The sequence below is a fragment of the Proteus sp. G4380 genome (assembly GCF_963885725.1).
In the GTDB taxonomy this organism is placed as follows: Bacteria; Pseudomonadota; Gammaproteobacteria; order Enterobacterales; family Enterobacteriaceae; genus Proteus; species Proteus mirabilis.
The window spans coordinates 1-21,099 of the sequence record NZ_CAWPAV010000121.1 but is presented as its reverse complement, the minus strand read 5'-3'; the positions used below and the strand labels follow the sequence as shown (position 1 = coordinate 21,099).

General features: G+C 39.2%; 20 protein-coding genes and 1 riboswitch. Of the genes, 10 read left to right on the top strand and 10 right to left on the bottom strand.

What is annotated here, in order from left to right; translation table 11 throughout:
• The first annotated feature begins 280 nt into the window (after positions 1–280).
• The gene (uvrB, locus tag AACU98_RS11185) at positions 281–2,290 is read left to right on the top strand and encodes an excinuclease ABC subunit UvrB (protein WP_004247566.1); all 2,010 of its coding nucleotides are present in this window, start codon (positions 281–283) and stop codon (positions 2,288–2,290) included.
• Positions 2,291–2,474: 184 nt separating this feature from the next.
• On the top strand, positions 2,475–3,437 hold the full coding sequence (locus tag AACU98_RS11180; protein ID WP_004244470.1) for a DUF1266 domain-containing protein: 963 nt from the start codon (positions 2,475–2,477) through the stop codon (positions 3,435–3,437).
• Between the two features lie 117 nt (positions 3,438–3,554).
• Here the strand turns inward: AACU98_RS11180 and AACU98_RS11175 are convergent, their stop codons facing one another.
• On the bottom strand, positions 3,555–4,490 hold the full coding sequence (locus AACU98_RS11175; protein ID WP_017628464.1) for a gluconeogenesis factor YvcK family protein: 936 nt from the start codon (positions 4,488–4,490) through the stop codon (positions 3,555–3,557).
• 289 nt (positions 4,491–4,779) lie between these two features.
• Positions 4,780–4,929: riboswitch (molybdenum cofactor riboswitch) on the top strand.
• On the opposite strand from AACU98_RS11175, the gene moaA reads away from it, so the two are divergent.
• The 5 genes from moaA (at position 4,919) to AACU98_RS11150 (ending at position 8,030) form a co-directional block, all read left to right on the top strand.
• The gene (gene moaA, locus AACU98_RS11170) at positions 4,919–5,899 is read left to right on the top strand and encodes a GTP 3',8-cyclase MoaA (RefSeq protein WP_004244473.1); all 981 of its coding nucleotides are present in this window, start codon (positions 4,919–4,921) and stop codon (positions 5,897–5,899) included. It overlaps the preceding riboswitch by 11 nt.
• Before the next feature lie 41 nt (positions 5,900–5,940).
• The gene (gene moaC, locus AACU98_RS11165; RefSeq protein ID WP_004247569.1) at positions 5,941–6,420 is read left to right on the top strand and encodes a cyclic pyranopterin monophosphate synthase MoaC; all 480 of its coding nucleotides are present in this window, start codon (positions 5,941–5,943) and stop codon (positions 6,418–6,420) included.
• Entirely contained in the window at positions 6,417–6,662 is a 246-nt protein-coding gene (gene moaD, locus AACU98_RS11160; RefSeq protein WP_004244475.1) for a molybdopterin synthase sulfur carrier subunit, read from the top strand. The genes moaC and moaD overlap by 4 nt, the downstream gene beginning before the upstream one ends.
• Before the next feature lies 1 nt (position 6,663).
• Positions 6,664–7,125 carry a molybdopterin synthase catalytic subunit MoaE gene (gene moaE, locus AACU98_RS11155; RefSeq protein WP_004244476.1) on the top strand — a complete coding sequence of 154 codons (462 nt, stop codon included), beginning with the start codon at positions 6,664–6,666 and terminating at the stop codon, positions 7,123–7,125.
• A gap of 194 nt (positions 7,126–7,319) precedes the next feature.
• Entirely contained in the window at positions 7,320–8,030 is a 711-nt protein-coding gene (locus AACU98_RS11150; protein WP_004244477.1) for a Bax inhibitor-1/YccA family protein, read from the top strand.
• Between the two features lie 128 nt (positions 8,031–8,158).
• On the opposite strand, the gene AACU98_RS11145 is transcribed toward AACU98_RS11150, so the two are convergent.
• Genes AACU98_RS11145 through cecR form a run of 5 tightly spaced genes read right to left on the bottom strand, consistent with a single transcriptional unit; the run spans position 8,159 to position 13,920 of the window.
• Positions 8,159–9,268 carry an ABC transporter permease gene (locus AACU98_RS11145; protein WP_004244478.1) on the bottom strand — a complete coding sequence of 370 codons (1,110 nt, stop codon included), beginning with the start codon at positions 9,266–9,268 and terminating at the stop codon, positions 8,159–8,161.
• A gap of 15 nt (positions 9,269–9,283) precedes the next feature.
• Entirely contained in the window at positions 9,284–10,435 is a 1,152-nt protein-coding gene (locus AACU98_RS11140; RefSeq protein WP_004244479.1) for an ABC transporter permease, read from the bottom strand.
• On the bottom strand, positions 10,428–12,197 hold the full coding sequence (locus AACU98_RS11135) for an ATP-binding cassette domain-containing protein (protein ID WP_004247572.1): 1,770 nt from the start codon (positions 12,195–12,197) through the stop codon (positions 10,428–10,430). The genes AACU98_RS11140 and AACU98_RS11135 overlap by 8 nt, the downstream gene beginning before the upstream one ends.
• A gap of 20 nt (positions 12,198–12,217) precedes the next feature.
• A complete protein-coding gene (gene hlyD / locus AACU98_RS11130; RefSeq protein ID WP_004247573.1) occupies positions 12,218–13,204 on the bottom strand; it encodes a secretion protein HlyD in 987 nt (328 codons plus the stop codon).
• Positions 13,205–13,221: 17 nt separating this feature from the next.
• On the bottom strand, positions 13,222–13,920 hold the full coding sequence (gene cecR / locus AACU98_RS11125; protein ID WP_004247574.1) for a transcriptional regulator CecR: 699 nt from the start codon (positions 13,918–13,920) through the stop codon (positions 13,222–13,224).
• A 310-nt stretch (positions 13,921–14,230) separates the two neighbouring features.
• Here cecR and rhlE point away from each other — a divergent pair, with 310 nt between their 5' ends.
• The 3 genes from rhlE (at position 14,231) to AACU98_RS11110 (ending at position 17,024) form a co-directional block, all read left to right on the top strand.
• Positions 14,231–15,628, top strand: coding sequence for an ATP-dependent RNA helicase RhlE (gene rhlE / locus AACU98_RS11120; protein ID WP_012367680.1), 1,398 nt, complete (start codon positions 14,231–14,233; stop codon positions 15,626–15,628).
• Between the two features lie 9 nt (positions 15,629–15,637).
• The gene (gene dusC / locus AACU98_RS11115) at positions 15,638–16,570 is read left to right on the top strand and encodes a tRNA dihydrouridine(16) synthase DusC (protein WP_004247575.1); all 933 of its coding nucleotides are present in this window, start codon (positions 15,638–15,640) and stop codon (positions 16,568–16,570) included.
• A 205-nt stretch (positions 16,571–16,775) separates the two neighbouring features.
• Positions 16,776–17,024 carry a GlsB/YeaQ/YmgE family stress response membrane protein gene (locus AACU98_RS11110; protein ID WP_004244486.1) on the top strand — a complete coding sequence of 83 codons (249 nt, stop codon included), beginning with the start codon at positions 16,776–16,778 and terminating at the stop codon, positions 17,022–17,024.
• An 83-nt stretch (positions 17,025–17,107) separates the two neighbouring features.
• On the opposite strand, the gene sseA is transcribed toward AACU98_RS11110, so the two are convergent.
• The 4 genes from sseA to metC form a co-directional block, all read right to left on the bottom strand.
• A complete protein-coding gene (gene sseA, locus AACU98_RS11105) occupies positions 17,108–17,953 on the bottom strand; it encodes a 3-mercaptopyruvate sulfurtransferase (protein ID WP_161735899.1) in 846 nt (281 codons plus the stop codon).
• A 12-nt stretch (positions 17,954–17,965) separates the two neighbouring features.
• Complete coding sequence (locus tag AACU98_RS11100; protein WP_012367682.1) at positions 17,966–18,151, bottom strand: hypothetical protein; 186 nt, start codon at positions 18,149–18,151, stop codon at positions 17,966–17,968.
• Between the two features lie 285 nt (positions 18,152–18,436).
• Positions 18,437–19,804 (bottom strand): C4-dicarboxylate transporter DcuC, encoded by a 1,368-nt coding sequence (gene dcuC, locus AACU98_RS11095; protein WP_004252125.1) that lies wholly within the window; start codon positions 19,802–19,804, stop codon positions 18,437–18,439.
• A gap of 35 nt (positions 19,805–19,839) precedes the next feature.
• Positions 19,840–21,015, bottom strand: coding sequence for a cystathionine beta-lyase (metC, locus tag AACU98_RS11090; protein ID WP_004244491.1), 1,176 nt, complete (start codon positions 21,013–21,015; stop codon positions 19,840–19,842).
• Positions 21,016–21,099 lie beyond the last annotated feature (84 nt).

Below are 21,099 nucleotides of genomic sequence, written 5' to 3'. Positions count from 1 at the left end.
CAAATATAGAGAATACAAGGCATTGCTAAAGATTGGTGTTATTCTCAACTTTTATTTTTTATTGTTTATTATTAATAAGTTAAATAAAATCAATAGTGCGAAAGCGTCAACTTACTCTCAGTGATTTATCCCTAAAATAAGGGGTTGATTTTTTAAAAAACTTTTTGATTAAAATCTGGGGATAACTTAAATCCGTTATTCAGATTATTTTTTGTAAGATAGAGATTGAAGCTGGATTTTTATCCAGTATCATAAGGAGTGTCTGCGAGGAGATAAGAATATGAGCAAAGTTTTTAAACTGCATTCAGAATTTAAACCCGGTGGTGATCAACCTACTGCTATCGCTTCATTATGTGAAGGGTTAGAAGATGGACTTGCTCACCAAACCTTATTAGGGGTAACCGGATCAGGTAAAACCTTCACTATTGCCAATGTGATAGCTAACCTAAATCGTCCTACTATGGTATTAGCGCCAAACAAAACGTTAGCTGCACAGCTTTATAGTGAAATGAAAGAGTTTTTCCCTGAAAATGCGGTGGAATACTTTGTCTCTTATTATGACTACTATCAACCTGAAGCCTATGTGCCAAGCTCCGATACCTTTATTGAAAAAGACGCCTCTGTTAACGAACATATCGAACAAATGCGTCTATCGGCTACAAAGGCACTCTTAGAGCGTAAAGACGTTATTGTGGTCTCTTCAGTTTCAGCTATTTATGGTTTGGGTGATCCGGATAGCTATTTAAAAATGATGCTACATTTAAGCAATGGCATGATTATTGACCAACGTGCGATTTTACGCCGACTTGCTGATTTGCAATATACCCGCAATGATCAGGCTTTTCAGCGCGGTACTTTCCGAGTCCGTGGTGAAGTGATCGATATCTTTCCGGCTGAATCTGATGACTACGCTTTACGTGTTGAATTATTTGATGAAGAGGTTGAGCGTTTATCGCTATTTGATCCTCTCACAGGGCAAATTCATTACAATGTGCCACGTTTCACCGTCTATCCTAAAACCCACTATGTTACGCCGCGCGAGCGTATTCTGGATGCGATGGAAAAAATCAAACAGGAGCTAGCTGAAAGACGTAAGGTGCTATTAGCCAATGATAAATTGGTTGAAGAGCAGCGAGTTACCCAGCGCACTCAATTTGATTTAGAAATGATGAATGAATTGGGGTATTGCTCAGGTATTGAAAACTATTCCCGCTATCTTTCTGGCCGTGGGCCTGGTGAGCCACCACCAACGCTATTTGATTATTTGCCTGCTGATGGGTTATTAGTGATTGACGAATCACACGTTACTATTCCGCAAATTGGCGGCATGTATAAAGGCGACCGCTCACGTAAAGAGACGTTAGTGGAATATGGCTTCCGGTTGCCTTCTGCATTGGATAACCGTCCATTGCGTTTTGAAGAGTTTGAAGCATTAGCACCACAAACCATTTATGTCTCAGCAACACCGGGTAAATATGAGCTAGAAAAATCGGGTAATGACATTGTAGAACAAGTGGTTAGACCTACAGGCTTACTTGATCCGGTGGTTGAAGTTCGCCCTGTTGCCACACAGGTTGATGATTTATTATCAGAAATACGTATACGAGCAGCTAAAAATGAACGTGTATTAGTGACAACATTAACAAAACGTATGGCGGAGGATCTGACCGAATATCTTGAAGAGCATGGTGAACGGGTACGTTATTTGCACTCAGATATTGATACCGTCGAGCGGGTTGAAATTATCCGAGATTTACGTCTAGGTGAATTTGATGTGCTGGTGGGGATAAACTTACTTCGTGAAGGGTTAGATATGCCAGAAGTCTCTCTTGTGGCGATTTTAGATGCAGATAAAGAGGGATTCTTACGTTCAGAACGTTCGCTTATTCAGACGATTGGTCGTGCTGCTCGTAACCTTGAAGGTAAAGCTATTTTATATGGCGATAAAATAACAGATTCTATGGCGAAAGCCATTGGTGAGACAGAACGTCGTCGGGAAAAACAGCAACAATTTAACCTTGAACATGGCATTGTGCCAAAAGGCTTAAATAAGAAAATTGGTGATATTCTTAAGATTGGTCAACCGACTCAAGGCCGTAATAAGAAAGGACATAAAGCGGTTGATACTCATGAAGATTATCCATTACTTTCTACGGCTGAATTAGAAAAAGAAATTCAGCGCTTAGAAACTGAAATGTATCAACATGCTAAAGATCTTGAATTTGAAAAAGCGGCTCAAACACGGGATAAATTACAAACTTTGCGTGCGCAATTTATTGCTAATTCTTAATAAGAAAATGTAAGTAGATAGGCTTACAAAGGGCGTTATAGCTTTTATAGCGCTCTTTTTTTGTTCTCTCTTTGTCAATTATTATCTATTTTGTTATTCCCTTCCTGGCAATCAACTGTTTAAATATTACAACTAACAAACAGTCAATGATTTACAAAGATAAAAAAGACATTAAGGATAGTGAATGAGTGGTTATGTGTATGCAGGGTTTCCAAGCTCTGTAGGAGTCATTATTGGTGGTTTTTTCCTCGTGATACTTTTTAAGTGGTTACGATTTGCATTGCAAGACAATAAATTACCCACTGCTACAATGCCAGCAACAACAGAGCCTGAGCCCGTTTTATCGTCTCCAGCAACAGAAAGCCCAGTAAATCAGTTATTACCCAAAGAATGGGGATTATATGTTGCAGCCCCTTATGCTGTCATGAATGAATGGGCGTATAACGAATATAATCAAGGTAAAGATGATGGTGGGCTATCAGCGGCTTGGGGAGTTAATGATCGGTGGGATTTAATCTACCAATTATTTTGGTTGCTGACTCAAGGTCATACCAATGACTTTTACCAGTTACGTGACCAGATTTTGAATGGCAAAGAAGAAGATATTCAATCATTAAAAAACGATATTTTATTATCTGATTTAACTGAAAATGATAAAAATGAACGTTTATGGCAAATCGATATGATGAACACCAATCGAATGAATATCCAAAATGTAAAATATCTTATTTGGGATCTTTGTCGTTTTAACAAGCTTTGCTTAGAAGGCTGCCAACAAGGTTATATTACTCAGCAAGAAGCACAAACATGGTCATTAATGAGTGCATCAATGCTACGTCGTATTTATGATGGTTGGGAAGATATGTGGCAAAACTTTATTGCTACTCGTTGGTTATGGGCAAGTGGTGATCAAAATTGGGCATCATCACATCAAACATTTTCCGATGTCGTACAAAATATACTCAAAGCAGAAAATACCTTAGCGACAGAAGAAAACTGGGTAATGGAGCTACCTCCATTAGATTTAATGTCTTTTACACGAGCCGTAGCTGGATTAGGTTTTATGAAAAATGATGTGCCTATGACACTGGCTGAGATAGAAGAAATGATCAGCGAACGCATTACTTTAAAAACACTTAATAGCTAATTGTCTATTTGTAAAACAAAATTACACAGTTAAAGTAAGAAAATAATCTAATAAAGACTAATTAACCGCACTGAGATAGATAATGATTTTAGTGCGGTTTTTTGATTGGTATAACGATTAACTCGCTGTACAAGCGGTATTACGTTGACCTAATTGCTGAAGTGTTAATTCAATAGCTTTACTTAATAGGTGCCTATCATGACGGTAAGGAATATCTTTCGCCTCTAATTGCGCTTGAATAATTAATCGTCCTTTCATTGATTCATATTGTGTTTCTGGACTAATAATCACAGCATCAATAGTTTGTAAGCCAATATAGGTTTCCATCATGGCGATTTTATCTGACATCGTCATACTTGCAGCCGCAGGGCTAAGCTCTTTACCTAAATTACCAATATAAATAGTAGTGGCACTGCTACGACGTAATGCTTTAGCTAAATCAGGTAGCAACAATAAAGGCATCAAACTGGTAAAAAAACTGCCCGGGCCAATTAAAATTAAATCAGCTTGCTCAATGGCTTCAATGGCTTCTCGTGTGGTGGTGACGTCTGGATAGAGTTTTAATTGACGAGGCATCCTCGGTAAATTATCTACATTGACCTCGCCATAGATTTCATTTCCTTCATCATCAATGGCCATTAAATCAACCGCTTGTTCTGACATAGGAATAAGATGAGCATTGACTCTAAGTAGACCGCGGATAAGATTAATTGCTTCTAATGGACGAACGCTTAAGTTATCTAAGGCCTTTAGCATAAGATTACCTAAGTTGTGTCCAGCAAGCTCTCCTGTGCCTGAGAAACGGTATTCAAACATCGCAGAAGCAACGGAAGGCTCTGTGATTAATTGATTAATACAATTGCGCATATCTCCCCACGCGATACCGCCTTCGTCTTTACGAATACGTCCCGTGGAGCCACCATTATCTGTTGTTGTGACAATCCCCGTAAGGCGAGTTCCTAAATAGGAGAGTGCTGAAAGCACACGTCCAAGGCCATGACCTCCACCAAGGGCTACAACACGATCTAAATCACTTAGCGTGCGATTTCGCATAATTGTCTTACTCACTTTTAAAAATTTGCCGCTAATTTATCACAATTATAATTTAAGCCTATGATCACGGCGTGATTTCATCACATTCTTAATCTTGAATGAGTATCGATTGCTGGTTATTTAGACAAATAAAAGGGAAGAGTAAGGGGAGTGTAAATAGAATAAAAATAAAAAAAGTGTTGTAAGTCGTTGTATTATAAATTATATAACGAAAACAATATTCGCTTTTTATTAAATAAACAGGTAAAATCCACACATAAAATATTGGTATAAGAACCTGTTAAAAACAGGTAAAGATTAACTCCTAGCCTTAACATCTAAGTCAACAAGCTTTATCCAAAGGATATGATGTTCTGGCCGTGACTAACTAAGTCACCAGGGTGCACGGTAGAAATGCCCGCATCTCCCGAATTTGGAAAGGTGTTATTATGCAACAACTTGTTGATGCGTTTTCCCGCAAATTTTTCTATTTACGTCTATCAATCACAGACGTGTGTAATTTCCGTTGCACTTATTGTTTACCTAATGGCTACAAGCCAAATGGTCATAAGTCCTTTCTATCACTGGATGAAATCCGCCGACTGACTCACTCTTTTGCTGAATTAGGCACAGAAAAAATCCGTTTAACGGGTGGTGAGCCTACGATGCGTCGAGATTTTACTGATATTATCGCGACTATTAATGAAAACCCAGCCATTAAAAAGATTGCTGTGACAACAAACGGCTATCGTTTAGCCCGTGATGTTGCACAATGGCGTGATGCGGGGCTAAGTGCGATAAATGTCAGTGTTGATAGCTTAGATCCCCGCCAATTTCATGCCATTACCGGGCAAGATAAATTCCATCAAGTGATGGAAGGAATAGACGCTGCTTTTACGGCAGGTTATGACAAAGTGAAAGTCAATGTTGTGCTAATGCGCAACGTAAATGATAAAAACTTGCCTGATTTTCTCCATTGGATCAAAGACAGACCGATACAACTACGCTTTATTGAACTAATGGAAACTGGTGATGGTAGTGATGTTTTTAATCGCTTTCATTTATCTGGTGAAGTGATCCGCCAACGTTTACTTAACGAAGGTTGGCTACAAATTCCTCGCGCCCGTAGTGATGGGCCAGCTCAAGTCTTTACTCATCCTGATTATCAAGGTGAAATTGGTCTTATCATGCCTTATGAAAAAGACTTTTGTGTCACCTGTAACCGTTTACGCGTTTCTGCGATTGGTAATCTTCATCTTTGCTTATTTGGCGAAAATGGTATTCCTTTACGCGATTTATTGGCTGATGATGCACAACAACAAGCTCTACAACAGCGTATTCAGGGTGGACTTCTTCATAAAAGAGAAACACATTTTCTTCATCAGGGCGATAGTGGTATTACCCCTAATCTTTCTGTGATTGGTGGATAAGTTTTTTCGCTCTGTTATTTAGTTAATTTCAGGAGTTGTGCATGTCTCAACTAACTCATATTAATGCTGCCGGTGAAGCGCATATGGTGGATGTTAGCGCCAAAGCTGAAACCGTACGTGAAGCGCGAGCAGAAGCCTTTGTTGAAATGTCAGCAGAAACCTTAGCAATGATAACCGAAGGTCGACACCATAAGGGAGATGTCTTTGCTACCGCACGTATTGCGGGTATTCAAGCAGCCAAAAGAACATGGGAATTAATTCCTTTATGTCACCCATTGCTGTTAACCAAAGTTGAAGTCCATTTAGAAGCCCTTACAGACTCAAATCGTGTGCGTATTGAATCAGTGTGTCGCTTAACGGGTAAAACGGGTGTTGAAATGGAAGCACTCACTGCCGCATCAGTGGCCGCATTGACTATCTATGATATGTGCAAAGCAGTACAAAAAGATATGGTCATAGGATCTGTGCGTTTATTAGAAAAAACCGGTGGTAAATCGGGACACTTTAAGGTGGATGCATGATTAAGGTTCTTTTTTTCGCCCAAGTGCGTGAATTAGTGGGTGTTGATTCACTGGAATTACAAAATGATTATCCAACAGTGGATGATTTACGCCGTGCTTTAATTAACAAAGGCGATCGTTGGGCATTAGCGCTTGAAGATGGCAAATTGTTATCCGCGGTAAATCAATCCTTTGTTCAAGGCACTTATGCTATTAAAGACGGTGATGAAGTGGCTTTTTTCCCACCTGTAACAGGGGGCTAAGATGAGTACATTGACCCGTATATCAGTCCAAAACGAACATTTTAATGTTGGTGATGAATATCAATGGTTGTCAGAGTGTGAAAGTGATGGTGCGGTCGTCACTTTTACAGGAAAAGTGCGTAATCATAATTTAGGTGATGAAGTTAATACGCTAACTCTAGAGCATTATCCTGGTATGACAGAAAAGGCGTTAAATGACATTGTTGAGCAAGCACGCGCGCGTTGGCCTTTACAAAGAGTCAGCGTCATCCACCGTGTTGGCCAATTAAATATTGGTGAAGAGATCGTGTTTGTTGGTGTGACCAGCGCACATCGCCATAGTGCTTTTGAATCCGCAGAATTTATTATGGATTTTTTAAAAACGCGCGCACCTTTTTGGAAAAAAGAGGGGCTATCAGCTAACCAAGATAGATGGGTTGATGCTCGCCAAAGTGACTATGATTCAGCTAAGCGTTGGGAATAATTCATCAAGTGAAATCAAAGACAACATCACTTTACTTAAATTTATTTTACGGTGACATTCTATACAGTTTATTTCGTGGAAATGTAACATTAGTGTGATAAAATTAATCACTAATGAGTCCATAATGGGCTCTTTACTGAAATAAACGTTATCGTTAAATTCAACGTTATCACTATGATTAAAGGGTAATCATCATGGATCGATTTTCACGTTCAAATGATTCAATCGTACAGCGCACTGGTACAGGTCTACAAACCTTTATGGCGCAAGTGTATGGCTGGATGACTGTAGGTCTGTTACTTACTGCATTTGTTGCTCTGTATGTTGCATCCAGCGCGACTTTAATTGAGATGATCTTCACTAATAAGATCTTTTTCTTTGGTTTGATTATCGCTCAATTAGCATTAGTTTTTATATTATCCGGTATGGTACATAAAATGAGTGGTGCGCTTGCCACAACCCTCTTTATGCTCTATTCCGCATTAACAGGTGTCACTATTTCGAGTGTGTTAATTGTTTATACTTACTCCTCTGTTGCTAGCACTTTCTTTATCTGTGCGGCAATGTTTGGTGCATTAAGTGTTTATGGTTACACCACTAAACGTAGTTTAACTGGGATGGGTAGCTTCCTGTTTATGGGGCTTATCGGTATTATCATTGCTTCTATTGTTAATATCTTTATGCAAAGCAGCATGATGAGCATGGTTATCTCTTACGCAGGTGTACTGATTTTCGCTGGTTTAACCGCATATGACACACAAAAATTAAAGGATATGGGTAGCGAAATTAATCAAGAAGATAAAGAAAATATGCGCCGTTACTCAATTATGGGTGCATTAACGCTTTATTTAGATTTTATCAACCTGTTCTTAATGTTACTGCGTATTTTAGGCGATCGTCGTTAATCATAAACTGCGTCGTTTAATAACCGCATAGTTAAATCCCATAACCTCTTCAGTTATGGGATTTTTTGTATTTATAAAATACTATTTATAGCGTGAGATGTTTATTCTTATCTATCAAGGTAGAGATTTTATACTATCTTCCTGCGGAAAAGATAATAGGCAATAGAGCCTGTCCCAATAGCAATAACAATCAGTGCCCATAAACTATGCCATATTACGGTAATATCGGCATTTTTGAGGTAGATTTGTTTGGTAATATCAGTGAAATGACGGATTGGGTTTATCCATGTGGCTTGCTGTAACCAAACTGGCATATTTTCCACTGGAGAAATATAGCCTGATAATAATACTGCGGGCATCATAAATACGAACACACCAATGAATGCTTGTTGTTGTGTTGAACTTAACGCGGAAATCAAAAGCCCAAAACCTACCAGCGATAAACCGTAAATAAGCATGGTAAAGTAAAATAATAGCAGTGAGCCTGAAAAAGGTATTTGATAGCCGAAAATACCGATAATTAATACAATGGTTCCCTGTACTGCCGCAACAACCATCGCAGGAACCGCTTTTCCTACAAAGATTTGCCAAGTTGATAACGGTGAAACTAATAGCTGATCTAATGTCCCTTGCTCTCGCTCTCTAGCAACAGACAGTGATGTTACTATCATTACTCCGATGGTGATAATTAAGGCCACTAAAGAAGGCACAATAAACCATTTATAGTTTAAATTGGGGTTATACCAATTACGTACTACTAATTCGCTTTTATTCAGTAAAGATGGGGTATCGCCGGCTAATTCTGTTTGATAATTTTGCACAATTTGTTGTACATAATTTGCCGCAATTTGTGCACTATTAGAATTACGTCCATCAAGAATTAATTGTAATTTTACCGGAGTATGACTGGCTAAATTAGCACTAAAATTTTGTGGAAAACGCACTAATAGCAAGGCTTTACGATTATTAATCGTCTCTTTAATTTCATGTTCACTTTTTAATAATAGGGTTTCAGAAAAAGCACTGGCTTTGGCTATGCGTTGGGTTAATTCAATAGATTGTTTACCATTGTCTTCATCAAAAATAGCAACAGAGGCATTGGTAACATCAAGGGTGGCCGCAAAAGGGAATAAGATCATCTGAAAGATAACCGGTAATATTAAGATAATCCGTGTTTGCGGCTCTTGTAATAATGACTGTAGCTCTTTCATTATCAGGGTGAGAAGACGATGAAACATAAAAACTCTCCCTTATTAATCTAAGCGACGACGTGTTGCTAACGCCGTTAAGCCAATAAAAAAGATGGCTGAAACAATTAATAGCCACATATCTAGCATTAAGATCATCGGAATATCTCCCGCTAAGAAGAGTGTCTGTAAGCTACTAACAAAATAACGTGCGGGAATAAAATAGGTCACTACTTGAATAAAAAATGGCATGCTATCAATTTCAAACACAAAGCCTGATAACATCACCGCAGGTAAAAAAGCCGCATTAAGTGAGATCATTGCCGCGTTAAATTGATTGCGAGTTAGGGTGGAGATCAATAGCCCCATACCTAGTGCAGTGGCTAAAAATAGTGAAGTAATACCCGCTAAAATCCATAATGAACCACGGTAAGGCACGCCTAATATATAGACAGTGACCAACATACATAGCACCATAACAAAACTGCCTAATACTTGATAAGGAATAAGCTTGGAAAGCAGTAATTCTGTGCGTGTAATTTGGGTTGAGAGTAAGGCTTCCATGGTGCCACGCTCCCATTCTCGAGCGATAACCAAAGAGGTTAGAATAGCCCCAACCACGGTGATGATAATAGTGACGGCACCGGGAATAATATAGTGTTGGCTGATGGCTGCAGGGTTAAACCAATACCTTGGCTCAATTTCAATTAATGGTTGCTGTTGAATGCCTTGACTTAAAGCTTGTTGCTGTAACCAGATTTGCCAAACCCCTTTGGTATAGGCTTGTACAAAGTTTGCGGTATTTGGCTCACTACCATCGGTGATCACTTGAATGGGAGCTTTGCTATCTTGTCGGGCTAATAATTGCGCAAAGTCGACAGGAATAACCACAATGCCACGAATTTCTCCGGCTTGCATTTTATCGATAAGCAATTGGCGATTATCGCTAATGGTGGCGTTAATATAGGGAGAGTTGGTAAAAGTATACACTAACTCTTGTGCCGGTTGGCTTTGTTGGTTAGTTAGTATACCAATATTTAATTTGCTTGAATCTAAGTTGATACCGTAACCAAAAATAAACAGTAAGGTGAGGGGGATAACAATAGCAATAAGCGCGCTACTGGGATCACGGGTGATTTGTTTAGTCTCTTTTAAACAAAGAGCATATAAACGTCGCCAAGAAAAATGTGCAGGTGATGATTGAGACGAATTACTCATGTTTTTCGCTCCCTTGGTGATTTTCTTGTTCAAGTTTTTTATCGTAATCCAGTACTAAGCCAATAAAAGCATCTTCCATAGAGGGGGTCGGATTTTCTTCTGTTGCTACCATCTGTTTTAATGAATCCGGCTCGCCTGCTGCAATAATTTTTCCGCGATAAACCAAACCGATACGATCACAATATTCAGCTTCATCCATAAAGTGAGTCGTTACCATCACTGTTACACCTTTATCCACCATTCCATTGATATGAAGCCAGAATTCACGGCGTGTTAAAGGGTCAACCCCTGAGGTAGGTTCATCAAGAAAAAGAATATCTGGCTCATGCATCAAAGAGCATGCAAGGGCAAGACGCTGTTTATAGCCAAGAGGTAAGGTATCGGTGATTTGATTAATCATTGGCTGTAAGCCAAATGCGGTTATCATATCATTAATTTTATTGCGCTGTTGCTTACCATATAATCCATAAACCCCAGAAAAAAATTTCAGGTTTTGCCCCACTTTTAAGTTGCTATATAGCGAGAATTTTTGTGCCATATAACCTAAATGTTGGCGAGCTTTACCTGAGCTGACTTTCAGATCCATACCTAACACTAATGCTTTACCACTCGTTGGTACTAATAGCCCGCACATCATCTTAAAAGTTGTCGATTTTCCCGCACCGTTAGGGCCTAATAATCCGAAAATCTCCCCACGTTTAACTTGGAAATCAACATGATCAGTGGCGGCAAATTGACCGAACATTTTCGTTAATTGTTGTGCTTCAATAACGGTTTCATCGGGTGCTGGGGGGATTTGTGGCATGATCTCCGCCAGTTCAGATTTATGAGAAGGGCCACCACCTAATAAATCAATAAAGGCATCTTCAAAGCGCGGTGTCGCCGGAATAAGTTTTGCATCTGGTTTTCCTAAGGCGTTTAACAATGCTGTTTGGTCACTGTGTTTTTTTAAGATCAATCGTACAGATTGCCCTTGGATCACGCCATCGGTCACTTGAGGTTGTATAATGGCTTGTTGCAATACTTTTCGACGCTGATGACCTTCAACATTGAGTAAAAAAGAGCGTCCCGCCATTTTAGCCGTTAAGGTCTGAGGTACACCGCTATAAAGTAATTCACCTTTATTCAGTAGCAGAATGTTTTTACATTGTTCTGCTTCATCAAGATAAGAGGTACTCCATAAGATAAGCATGCCATCACCGGCTAAGGTATGAACCATTTGCCAAAGCTCTCGACGGGCAATGGGATCAACACCAACTCCCGGCTCATCTAATAACAGGACTTTGGGACTACCTAATAGAGTACAAGCTAACCCTAATTTTTGTTTCATCCCACCAGAAAGATTACCCGCTAGACGAGAGGTAAAACGTGTTAAGTCAGTAAAAGAGAGTAGCTGTTGATAAACTCTTTTTCTCTCTTCACCGATAACATTTTTTAAATCTGCATAAAGGTTGAGATTCTCTAGCACAGTGAGATCTTCATATAAGCCAAATTTTTGTGGCATATAACCGAGGATAGCCCTAACATCAACACTCTGTTTTTGCGGATCCATTCCTAAAATTTTGATCTCACCAGCATCAGGTTTTAGTAATCCTGCTAGCATGCGGATTAGGGTTGTTTTTCCCGCACCATCAGGGCCGACAAGACCTGTGACTGAACCACCGGTAATGGTGGCGGTGAGTGAAGCAACCGCCGGTTTTTCAAGCCCAATAAAGCGTTTTTCAACACCGCTTAAATTGATGGTGTAATTTGTGTTATCCATATTGATTGCCTCTCCTCAACTTAATGAGTCGGTGCAAATTTCAAGGTCACTGGCATTCCTTGGCGTAATGCATCATCAGCATCGGTGACAACCACTCTTATACGATAAACTAGATCAGTGCGTAGTTCCGGTGTTTCAACGCTTTTAGGGGTAAACTCAGCGGTTGGCGAAACAAAACCTATAGTGCCATGATAAGGCTTATCTTTGCGACTGTCGGTATAAAGATACACTTCGCGATTAGGTATCGCTTCACCTAAATGATTTTCACTAATATAAGCTCTAACCCACACAGGGTTAGTTAAAGAAACAGTAAAAACAGGGCTTCCTGCTGATAAAATAGTGCCAGGCTCCACAGCACGAGTCAGTATAGTTCCTTCTGCAGGTGAGGTTAATTTGGTGTCTTGAAGATTAAGCTCTGCTTGGGCAACTGCCGCTTTGGCTTGAAGTACTTGACCTCTTGCCATATCAATATCTTCTTGGCGATAACCATTTTGATATTGATTGAGTTTGTCTTGTGCTGCTTTTAATGCCGCAGCCGCTTGGTTACGATTATTGCGGGCACTGTCTAAGTCATTGGCTGAAATAACTTTGCGATTAGCAAGATCTTGTTGTCGCTTATAAAAGTTTTCAGCATATTGCCATGCGGCACGTTTTAATGACACATCTGACTGGGCTTGTGCAATTTCTTCACTGCGGTAACCAGCCTCCATTAAGGCTAATGAAGCGATGGCACTATCACGTTCACCATAAGCTTTATTTAATGCATTAATGTAAGGTGCATCATCGAGTTGGCCTAATAATTGACCTTTGGTGACCGGCGCACCTTCATCAACTTGTAGTTCCGCTAACTTGCCTGCAACACGAAAACTTAAGTTAACCGTCCGAATATCAACATTTCCATAGAGTACTAACTCAGGATCTTTGTTCTCTTCATAATAATAGATACCTGCGATAATACCGATAATAATCATTAAGATAATAAAGACACTGATTTTTTTCGTTTTCATAATAACTCTATTTATATTTATGCATGGTTGTTATGAGTATAGATCTCTCTTAGTCCATCAAGTAGTAAAGTAATATGTACTTTTAAGGTATTAGAAATAATTTCATATTCCTGTTTACCAATTCTATCCCATCCAGTTTGGCGTAAAATGGTTTCTCGTACTAATCGAAATGATAGCACCTCTCCCAAAATAGCGTGAGTATGTAGCATGGTTTTTGGTAAAGTTGGATCTAAGCCAATATAAAGTGCTAATAAACGATTTACACGAGTTAATAGCGGAGATAACGCTTGCTGGTGGATAAGGGAATAGGCTTCTGTGGGAACAAGTTGTTCTCTTGCCATAATACGACTGATATGTACATTGCTTTTATCAAGTACGAGTCGGGCATATTGCAAAAAACTGTCAATGATCAGTTTTTGTAATAGGGGTAAGTGCTCTGTTGGATTAGGTTTTTCAAGAAAATCATCAAGTTGTGCAACGGTGGGTTCAAAATCAATTCGAATTAAATCGGCAATATACTGTGCAACAGCGAGATATAACCCTTCTTTAGAGCCAAAATAGTAAGCAATAGCCGCGATATTTTGCTTCGCAGCTTGCGCAATCTGGCGAGTTGTGGCGCCATCAGGCCCATTTTTACCAAAGATTTCACAGGCAGCTTCTAATAACTGTCGTTTTGCAAGTTCCCCTCGAGTTTTCTTTTGGTGTGTGTCTGGCATAAGGATACCTTACTTAAGTAAAATGTAACAAAGAAATAACATTAAAATAGTCGTTATTGAAAGTAGTATATTCGATGATATTGAGTAACAGGATAAATTTGTAGTAAATAATGAAATAAAGATGACATGTAATAAAAAAAACATGATTTATTTAAAAATTATTTTTATATTCGCAAGATAGCAAAACTGTTAAAATGACCGCTATTAGGTTAACCTGATAAGGTTCATTCTCTTTCACCTTGAGGTGAAAGCCCGTCATTTTTAATTTCAATCACCGTGTTATACGTTCTGGTTGTAGGAGATTTCTGTTTTGACCGATTTTACATCGCTTGGTTTAAGTGAGGCGCTTCTCCGCGCTATTGATGAACAAGGGTATAAAACCCCAACCCCTATTCAACAACAGGCGATTGAGCCGATTTTGGCGGGTAAGGACGTATTAGCAAGTGCACAAACGGGTACGGGAAAAACGGCCGCATTTACATTACCGATACTGGAAAAACTCGCTACATCAGCAGAGAAAACGAAAGGGCGTAAGCCAGTTAAAGCGCTTATTTTAACCCCTACACGTGAATTAGCTGCACAAATTGCCGATAACGTAAAAGCTTATAGTCGTTATTTACCTATTCGTTCATTGGTGGTTTTTGGTGGCGTTAGTATCAATCCTCAAATGATGAAACTACGAGGTGGCGTCGATGTTTTGATTGCAACACCGGGCCGCTTACTTGATCTTGAACATCAAAATGCTGTCGACTTATCTCGCGTTGAAGTATTGGTGTTAGATGAAGCTGATCGTATGTTAGATATGGGATTTATTCATGATATTCGTCGAGTCATCAATAAGTTACCGAAAAAACGACAAAATTTACTCTTTTCAGCGACTTTTTCAAAAGAGATAACAGGGCTTGCTAACTCACTACTCAACAATCCTATAAGTATTGCTGTTGCCCCCAAAAACTCAGCGGCTGAATCTGTTGATCAATATGTCCATTTAGTGGATAAAAAGCGTAAGACAGAGCTGTTATCACACTTAATTGGCCTAGAAAATTGGCCTCAAGTTCTTATTTTTACTCGAACTAAACATGGTGCGAATAAATTAGCTGAACATCTTAATTTAGATGGCATCAAATCAGCGGCGATCCACGGTAATAAAAGCCAAGGAGCTAGAACACGTGCTCTAGCTGATTTTAAAGACGGTAAATTAAAAGCGTTAGTTGCCACTGATATTGCAGCGCGGGGACTTGATATTGACCAACTTCCTTATGTGGTCAACTTTGAATTACCGCAGGTAGCAGAAGATTACGTTCATCGTATTGGTCGAACAGGGCGTGCGGCGGCAACAGGTAAAGCGATATCTTTAGTTTGTGTTGATGAACATGGCTTATTAGCCGATATTGAACGCTTATTAAAACGTGAAATCCCTCGTTTAGCATTAGAAGGTTACGATCCTGATCCCTCAATAAAAGCGGCGCCTTTGCATAAAAAGCCAAAGAATAAAGCACGTAATAATAAAGAAGGCGGACATGGTCGTGCTGATATTCGTGGCAAAGATAATCGCCATACACCACGTAATAAAAATAGTCGTAATCAAAAAGAGAGTGAAACGGGTGAGATAAAACAGAATAAATCTAAACCAGCTAGACGTTCACGCAAACACGATGATGATCGTGATAATCAAAATCCTTGGTCAAAAGCTAGAAAAGAATTTTGAGGCTAAACTGTGCGAGTCCTATTAGCGCCAATGGAGGGGGTGTTAGACCCCCTTGTGAGAGATCTACTGACGGCGATTAATCATTACGATCTCTGTATCACGGAATTTATTCGCGTTGTTGATTCATTATTACCGCCAAAAGCATTTTATCGTTTATGCCCTGAATTACACACCCAAAGCCGCACGCAAAGTGGCACTTTGGTGCGGGTACAATTATTAGGGCAAAATCCACAATGGTTGGCAGAAAACGCTTTTCGAGCCGTCTCTTTAGGTTCATGGGGGGTTGATCTTAATTGTGGTTGTCCTTCTAAAACCGTCAATGGTAATGGTGGTGGTGCCTCGTTATTAAAACAACCAGAAACGATTTATCAAGCAACTAAAGCGATGCGTGGTGCTGTACCTGCGGATTTACCTGTTTCTGTAAAGGTACGATTAGGGTGGGATTGTTCATCTTATTGCCATGAAATTGCCGATGCTGTAGAACAAGGTGGCGCGACAGAAATTACTATCCACGGTAGAACAAAAGAAGATGGTTATCGTGCTGATAAGATAAACTGGCAAGCGATTGGTGAAATTCGCCAAAAATTGACTATTCCCGTTATCGCTAACGGTGAGATTTGGTGTCGAGAAGATGCTATCTCTTGTTTAAAGATAACTGGCTGTGATGCGATTATGATAGGTCGCGGGGCGATGCATACGCCCAATTTAAGTAATGTGATAAAAGGTATTGAAGAAAAAATGCCTTGGTCACAAGTGATCCAATTACTTAAACGCTATATTCGTCTAGAAAAGCAAGGGGATACCACTTATTACCATGCTTCCCGTATAAAACAGTGGTTGGGATATTTAAGAAAAGAGTATCAAGATGCTGATGCACTTTTTAGTCAAATTAGAACGCTAAAAACCTCACCTGAAATAGCCAAAATAATAGAAGCGTTATAATAACCACAATAGGTTATTAATAGCCAAAACCAGCATTAATAATAAGGTGCTGGTTTTTTCTATAAAAAGGTAAAAATATCTGAATATGAAAAAAATAATTGCTGTTTAAGTGCAATTATTGGAAAAAATCACTATTTCGTCTTACACTCTTAAAGTGACCATTTTTAATATACTATCTATATTATCACTACATTTAGGGGGAACTATGGGATTTCTTTCTTGGATTGTGTTCGGTCTTATTGCGGGTATCTTAGCCAAATTCTTAATGCCTGGCTCGTATGATATCGGCCTTATCTGGACCTGTATTCTAGGTATTGTGGGTGCTGTAGTTGGTGGTGTAATTAGTAATTTCTTTGGTAAAGGCAAAGTAGATGGTTTCAATTTTGGTAGTTTTGTCGTTGCCGTAATAGGGGCAATCGTTGTGCTTTATTTAGCAAAAATATTTGCCAGTTAATTGGAAATAAAGAGTCTATTAATACTATTAAACCCGCATCTGCGGGTTTACTTTTTTGTGCTAACTTCACTATCGCTTTTATTTTATTCGCATTCACAAGGTAATGCGTTTTCTGCTCCCCACTGCGCCCAAGAGCCATCATACAGTGCGATATTCTGGCAGCCCAATAGAGTTAAAGCTAAAAATAGAATAGCCGCAGTCATACCTGAGCCACAACTGACAATAATTGGCTGAGATAAATCGACTCCCGCTTGTTCAAATATGTGCTGTAATTGTGCTTTATCTTTTAATTGTCCATTAATGACTAAGCTATCCCAAGGAACATTTTTACTATTGGGAATATGGCCCCTACGTAAACCGGGACGAGGCTCTGGTGCTCTACCATAAAATCTATCCGCCGAACGAGCATCAATGATTTGATTTTGTTGCGTAGTCAGATTATCCAGTATTTGTTGTTTATCGACACGGCGTTGAGTGTTGCGTGTGACGATAAAAGGGTGAGTGGCTGGGACGTTGGGCGTTTCTCCCTGCTCAAGGGGGAACCCCGCTTCCTGCCAAGCTTGTAAACCACCGGCCAGAATACGCACCTTGTGACAACCTAAGGTAGTAAAAGTCCACCAGCCACGAGGTGCTGAAAAGAAATTACCGATATCATAGAGGATCACTGTTGTATTATTTGAAATACCTAACTGAGTTAAGGTTTCAGAAAACAGTGTGTCAGATGGCAACATATGTGGTAATGATGTTGTTTTATCGGCGATTTCATCCAGATCAAAAAAATGGGCACTAGGGATATGACGTTCAAGATAGCGCTGATGATAGTCAATATCTTGCGTAGGCATAGGCGCGCTAACATCAACTATCACCAGATCTTGATCGTCGTGATGTTCAAAAAGCCATTGTGGGGTAACAAAATAATCAAATTCCATGGTGCAACCTCTTTATTTCGTCGATGGTGAGCTATCTGGTAGAGCTGGAAATTGCTGTGCTGGTGAGCGATTAGGTTGAGTTTGCTCTGTGTCTACCGGTGTGGTTGAGCGCGTATAAATATTTAGTCCGGCAAGAAAAACGCCCCCAAGGGAGCCAAAAGCCAGTAGTGCGATAACAACAAGAAGTAATTTTTTCATAAGATTTATGTGCAGATGAATGTTACTAAAAAGTATATCTAGATATGCCATTGAAACAAGTGCTGTACCACATAAAGCAGTAAATTGGTTAGTATTAAAATAGGATATCACTGTTCAAAAAACAAACAAATTTGGAATATAATAATACCTAGTTTTAATTATGGTGATAGTTATTGTTTAGGGTGATGGATAATAACAAAAAGCCCTTAAACTCAGGAGTCACCGAGTTTAAGGGGAAGGGAATACAACTTATTATTTTATTTGATACACAATCGGTGCTGTAAATTATGTGTATAAAAACCAGAATGTCATCGCTAAGTTAACGGTAGCGGCGATAGCCATTGGAATTGCGGTTCTTTTCACTATTTGGAAAGGTGAGACATTGGCAATTCCTGCAATAGCAACAATAGCTGCCGTAATAGGTGAAACTGTGCGACCAAAGCTGGTCATAATTTGCATAGGTAAAATTAAAGTGATGACATCGACTTTTAAGAACGCAGCAATTTTGGGTGTTAATGCGGCAAATGAAAAGAATGCAGCATTACCCGATCCCATTAAAAAGGCTGCTAATGCTAAGATGGCACTCATCACAATAATCATCGCAGCAATACCAAAGCCAGCATCTTGAGCAGAACTAATTAAGGTATCTACCGCGCCACTTTTTAGTAATCCATTAGCAAAAAATTCCCCAGATACAATCAACGATACAACTAAAACAAACTGTTTTCCCATGCCTTCAAAGAACAACATAAAACTGTTCATTACCGCTTTAGCATCGCGCAATCGCACATATTCAAAGACTAGTGCAATAACCGTACTAATAATCATTGCGGTAGTCACTTCTAATTTAATGTAATTATGAAATAACGGACTAAAACCAATAATGAGAATTAAAGGGATCACGGGTAATAAGGCATATGATAATGGCACCTGACTTCCTTCTTCTTTTACATTATCAATAGCTGTTGGGTCGAAAACAAAACCCTCACGTTTATCCCACCAACGTTGAATAAAGAAATGGGTAATAGCAACCGCAATGATAATAGGAATAGTGATAGGGAGTTGGTGTTGAACAAAATAGACTGCAGGTTCAATATCCGCTGTTTTAGCCGCCATAATAACATTTCCAGAGCCGGGTCCATGATCAATAAATTGACAACAACCGATAACAGCTAAAGCAGATAGAGGACTAATACCTGAGCGAATTAAAATAGGGTACATCGTTACCATGAGTAACATTCCTAAACCTGCATGGCTAGGAATAAAAATAACTAAAATTTGTGTGACTAAAAATGAAATAACCAGTAATAAGTAGGGGGATTTAATCGTTTTTAATGGTTTTTCAAAAATAGCAAATAAAGCTCGGCTGGCGCCCACGTGTTCCATATAACGTGAGAAACCAGCAATTGCCATTAAGGTTAAACCTAAACCCGCTAAACGCGAGCTCATAATATCGGTAAAAATTTGGAAAATATCAAAATACTTAAATTGTGTAGATTTATTTTCCGGTAATAAAGGGTTGAGATCGAGAGAAGCTGTAAGGAGCAATAACAGCATGCCTCCGAGTAATAACACAGGTTGAGGTTTATAACCTCGAGCCAGCAAATAAACTACCAACGCAGTAACTAGCGCGGCAATAATTAAACCAGTCATAATTAATTCCCCAGTGTCGTGATGCAGTATTGTTGTTATTGATTTAATGCACTAAATGCTTGGGTGAGATCTGCAATTAAGTCATCAGTAGACTCAAGACCAATATGTAAACGTACAAAAGGACCGTGGCCTTCACGCCAATCTGTTGCTGTTCTGGCACCCATAACATTGGCGGGTAATGCAAGACTTTCAAATCCTCCCCAAGATGCACCAATACCAAATAAGGTTAATGCATCAATAAATTGTTCAGATTGTTTAATGGTATATTTTTGTTTAAATTCAATGGTTAATAATCCATTACTACCTTTACAATCACGTTTCCATAAGTCATGGCGAGGATGTGTGGGTAACTCTGGAAACCAAACTTTGGCCACTTCAGGGCGTGTTTCTAACCACTGAGCGATAGCCAGTGCTGATTTACCATGATTTGTAAGACGTTGAGCAAGAGTCCTCATTCCTCTCAGGACTAAGGCGGCATCATCAGGGCTACTTGCTTGACCAAGAGCTTCTGGTAATGCCCCAATTTGTTTCCATGCGGTTTCATTTGCGATCATAATGCCCATCATGACATCTGAGTGACCGCATAAATATTTAGTTGCAGCAATTACAGAAACATCAGCACCTAATTCCAAAGGGTTATAAAGCCATGCCGAGCCCCAAGTATTATCCACCCCAACAGGAATATTTTTTTCATGAGCGATATGGCAAATTTCTGGTAGATCCAGCATTTCATAAAGTAATGAACCCGGTGATTCAACGAAAATAAGTTGAGTGTTTTCTTGAATTTTTTGCTCGAAATCTGAACCGTCAGTTTTAAAAAAGCTATAAGTGATATTATTAGGCTCTAAAAAAGCAGAGGCTATTTTACGTACGGGTTCATAGACAGAATCAGCAAATAAAACATGCCCACCACTTCGGGCGTAGCCCATAATAGTAAATGCAATTGCGGCTAGCCCTGTAGGAAAGAGCTGTGCTCGATAACCACCTTCTAATTCAGTTACTAATGCTTCAAGTGCAAACGCTGTTTCTGTACCACGAGCACCATAGCTTAATACTCGTTCAGTAATACGACGATCGCGTATTTCACGCCAACTTTTTATTGAATCAAAAACAATAGTACTGGCTCTCATAACAGGAGGGTTAATTGGGCCAGATGTTTTAATTGCTTGACGCCCACTATGTATCAATGTTGTTTGTTTATTCTGTTTCATTATTTATATCTCCGAATATAGAAAATAAGATCTCCCAGTAATTAATTTAGAATTTAATTACTATTTTGAGCTGGAAATTTGTAG

What these genes read in the sequence shown, in the direction of transcription:
- uvrB (WP_004247566.1), top strand. Translation starts at nt 281, where the DNA reads ATGAGCAAAGTTTTTAAACTGCATTCAGAATTTAAACCCGGTGGTGAT.
- AACU98_RS11180 (WP_004244470.1), top strand. Translation starts at nt 2,475, where the DNA reads ATGAGTGGTTATGTGTATGCAGGGTTTCCAAGCTCTGTAGGAGTCATT.
- AACU98_RS11175 (WP_017628464.1), bottom strand. Translation starts at nt 4,490, where the DNA reads ATGCGAAATCGCACGCTAAGTGATTTAGATCGTGTTGTAGCCCTTGGT.
- moaA (WP_004244473.1), top strand. Translation starts at nt 4,919, where the DNA reads ATGCAACAACTTGTTGATGCGTTTTCCCGCAAATTTTTCTATTTACGT.
- moaC (WP_004247569.1), top strand. Translation starts at nt 5,941, where the DNA reads ATGTCTCAACTAACTCATATTAATGCTGCCGGTGAAGCGCATATGGTG.
- moaD (WP_004244475.1), top strand. Translation starts at nt 6,417, where the DNA reads ATGATTAAGGTTCTTTTTTTCGCCCAAGTGCGTGAATTAGTGGGTGTT.
- moaE (WP_004244476.1), top strand. Translation starts at nt 6,664, where the DNA reads ATGAGTACATTGACCCGTATATCAGTCCAAAACGAACATTTTAATGTT.
- AACU98_RS11150 (WP_004244477.1), top strand. Translation starts at nt 7,320, where the DNA reads ATGGATCGATTTTCACGTTCAAATGATTCAATCGTACAGCGCACTGGT.
- AACU98_RS11145 (WP_004244478.1), bottom strand. Translation starts at nt 9,268, where the DNA reads ATGTTTCATCGTCTTCTCACCCTGATAATGAAAGAGCTACAGTCATTA.
- AACU98_RS11140 (WP_004244479.1), bottom strand. Translation starts at nt 10,435, where the DNA reads ATGAGTAATTCGTCTCAATCATCACCTGCACATTTTTCTTGGCGACGT.
- AACU98_RS11135 (WP_004247572.1), bottom strand. Translation starts at nt 12,197, where the DNA reads ATGGATAACACAAATTACACCATCAATTTAAGCGGTGTTGAAAAACGC.
- hlyD (WP_004247573.1), bottom strand. Translation starts at nt 13,204, where the DNA reads ATGAAAACGAAAAAAATCAGTGTCTTTATTATCTTAATGATTATTATC.
- cecR (WP_004247574.1), bottom strand. Translation starts at nt 13,920, where the DNA reads ATGCCAGACACACACCAAAAGAAAACTCGAGGGGAACTTGCAAAACGA.
- AACU98_RS11110 (WP_004244486.1), top strand. Translation starts at nt 16,776, where the DNA reads ATGGGATTTCTTTCTTGGATTGTGTTCGGTCTTATTGCGGGTATCTTA.
- sseA (WP_161735899.1), bottom strand. Translation starts at nt 17,953, where the DNA reads ATGGAATTTGATTATTTTGTTACCCCACAATGGCTTTTTGAACATCAC.
- AACU98_RS11100 (WP_012367682.1), bottom strand. Translation starts at nt 18,151, where the DNA reads ATGAAAAAATTACTTCTTGTTGTTATCGCACTACTGGCTTTTGGCTCC.
- dcuC (WP_004252125.1), bottom strand. Translation starts at nt 19,804, where the DNA reads ATGACTGGTTTAATTATTGCCGCGCTAGTTACTGCGTTGGTAGTTTAT.
- metC (WP_004244491.1), bottom strand. Translation starts at nt 21,015, where the DNA reads ATGAAACAGAATAAACAAACAACATTGATACATAGTGGGCGTCAAGCA.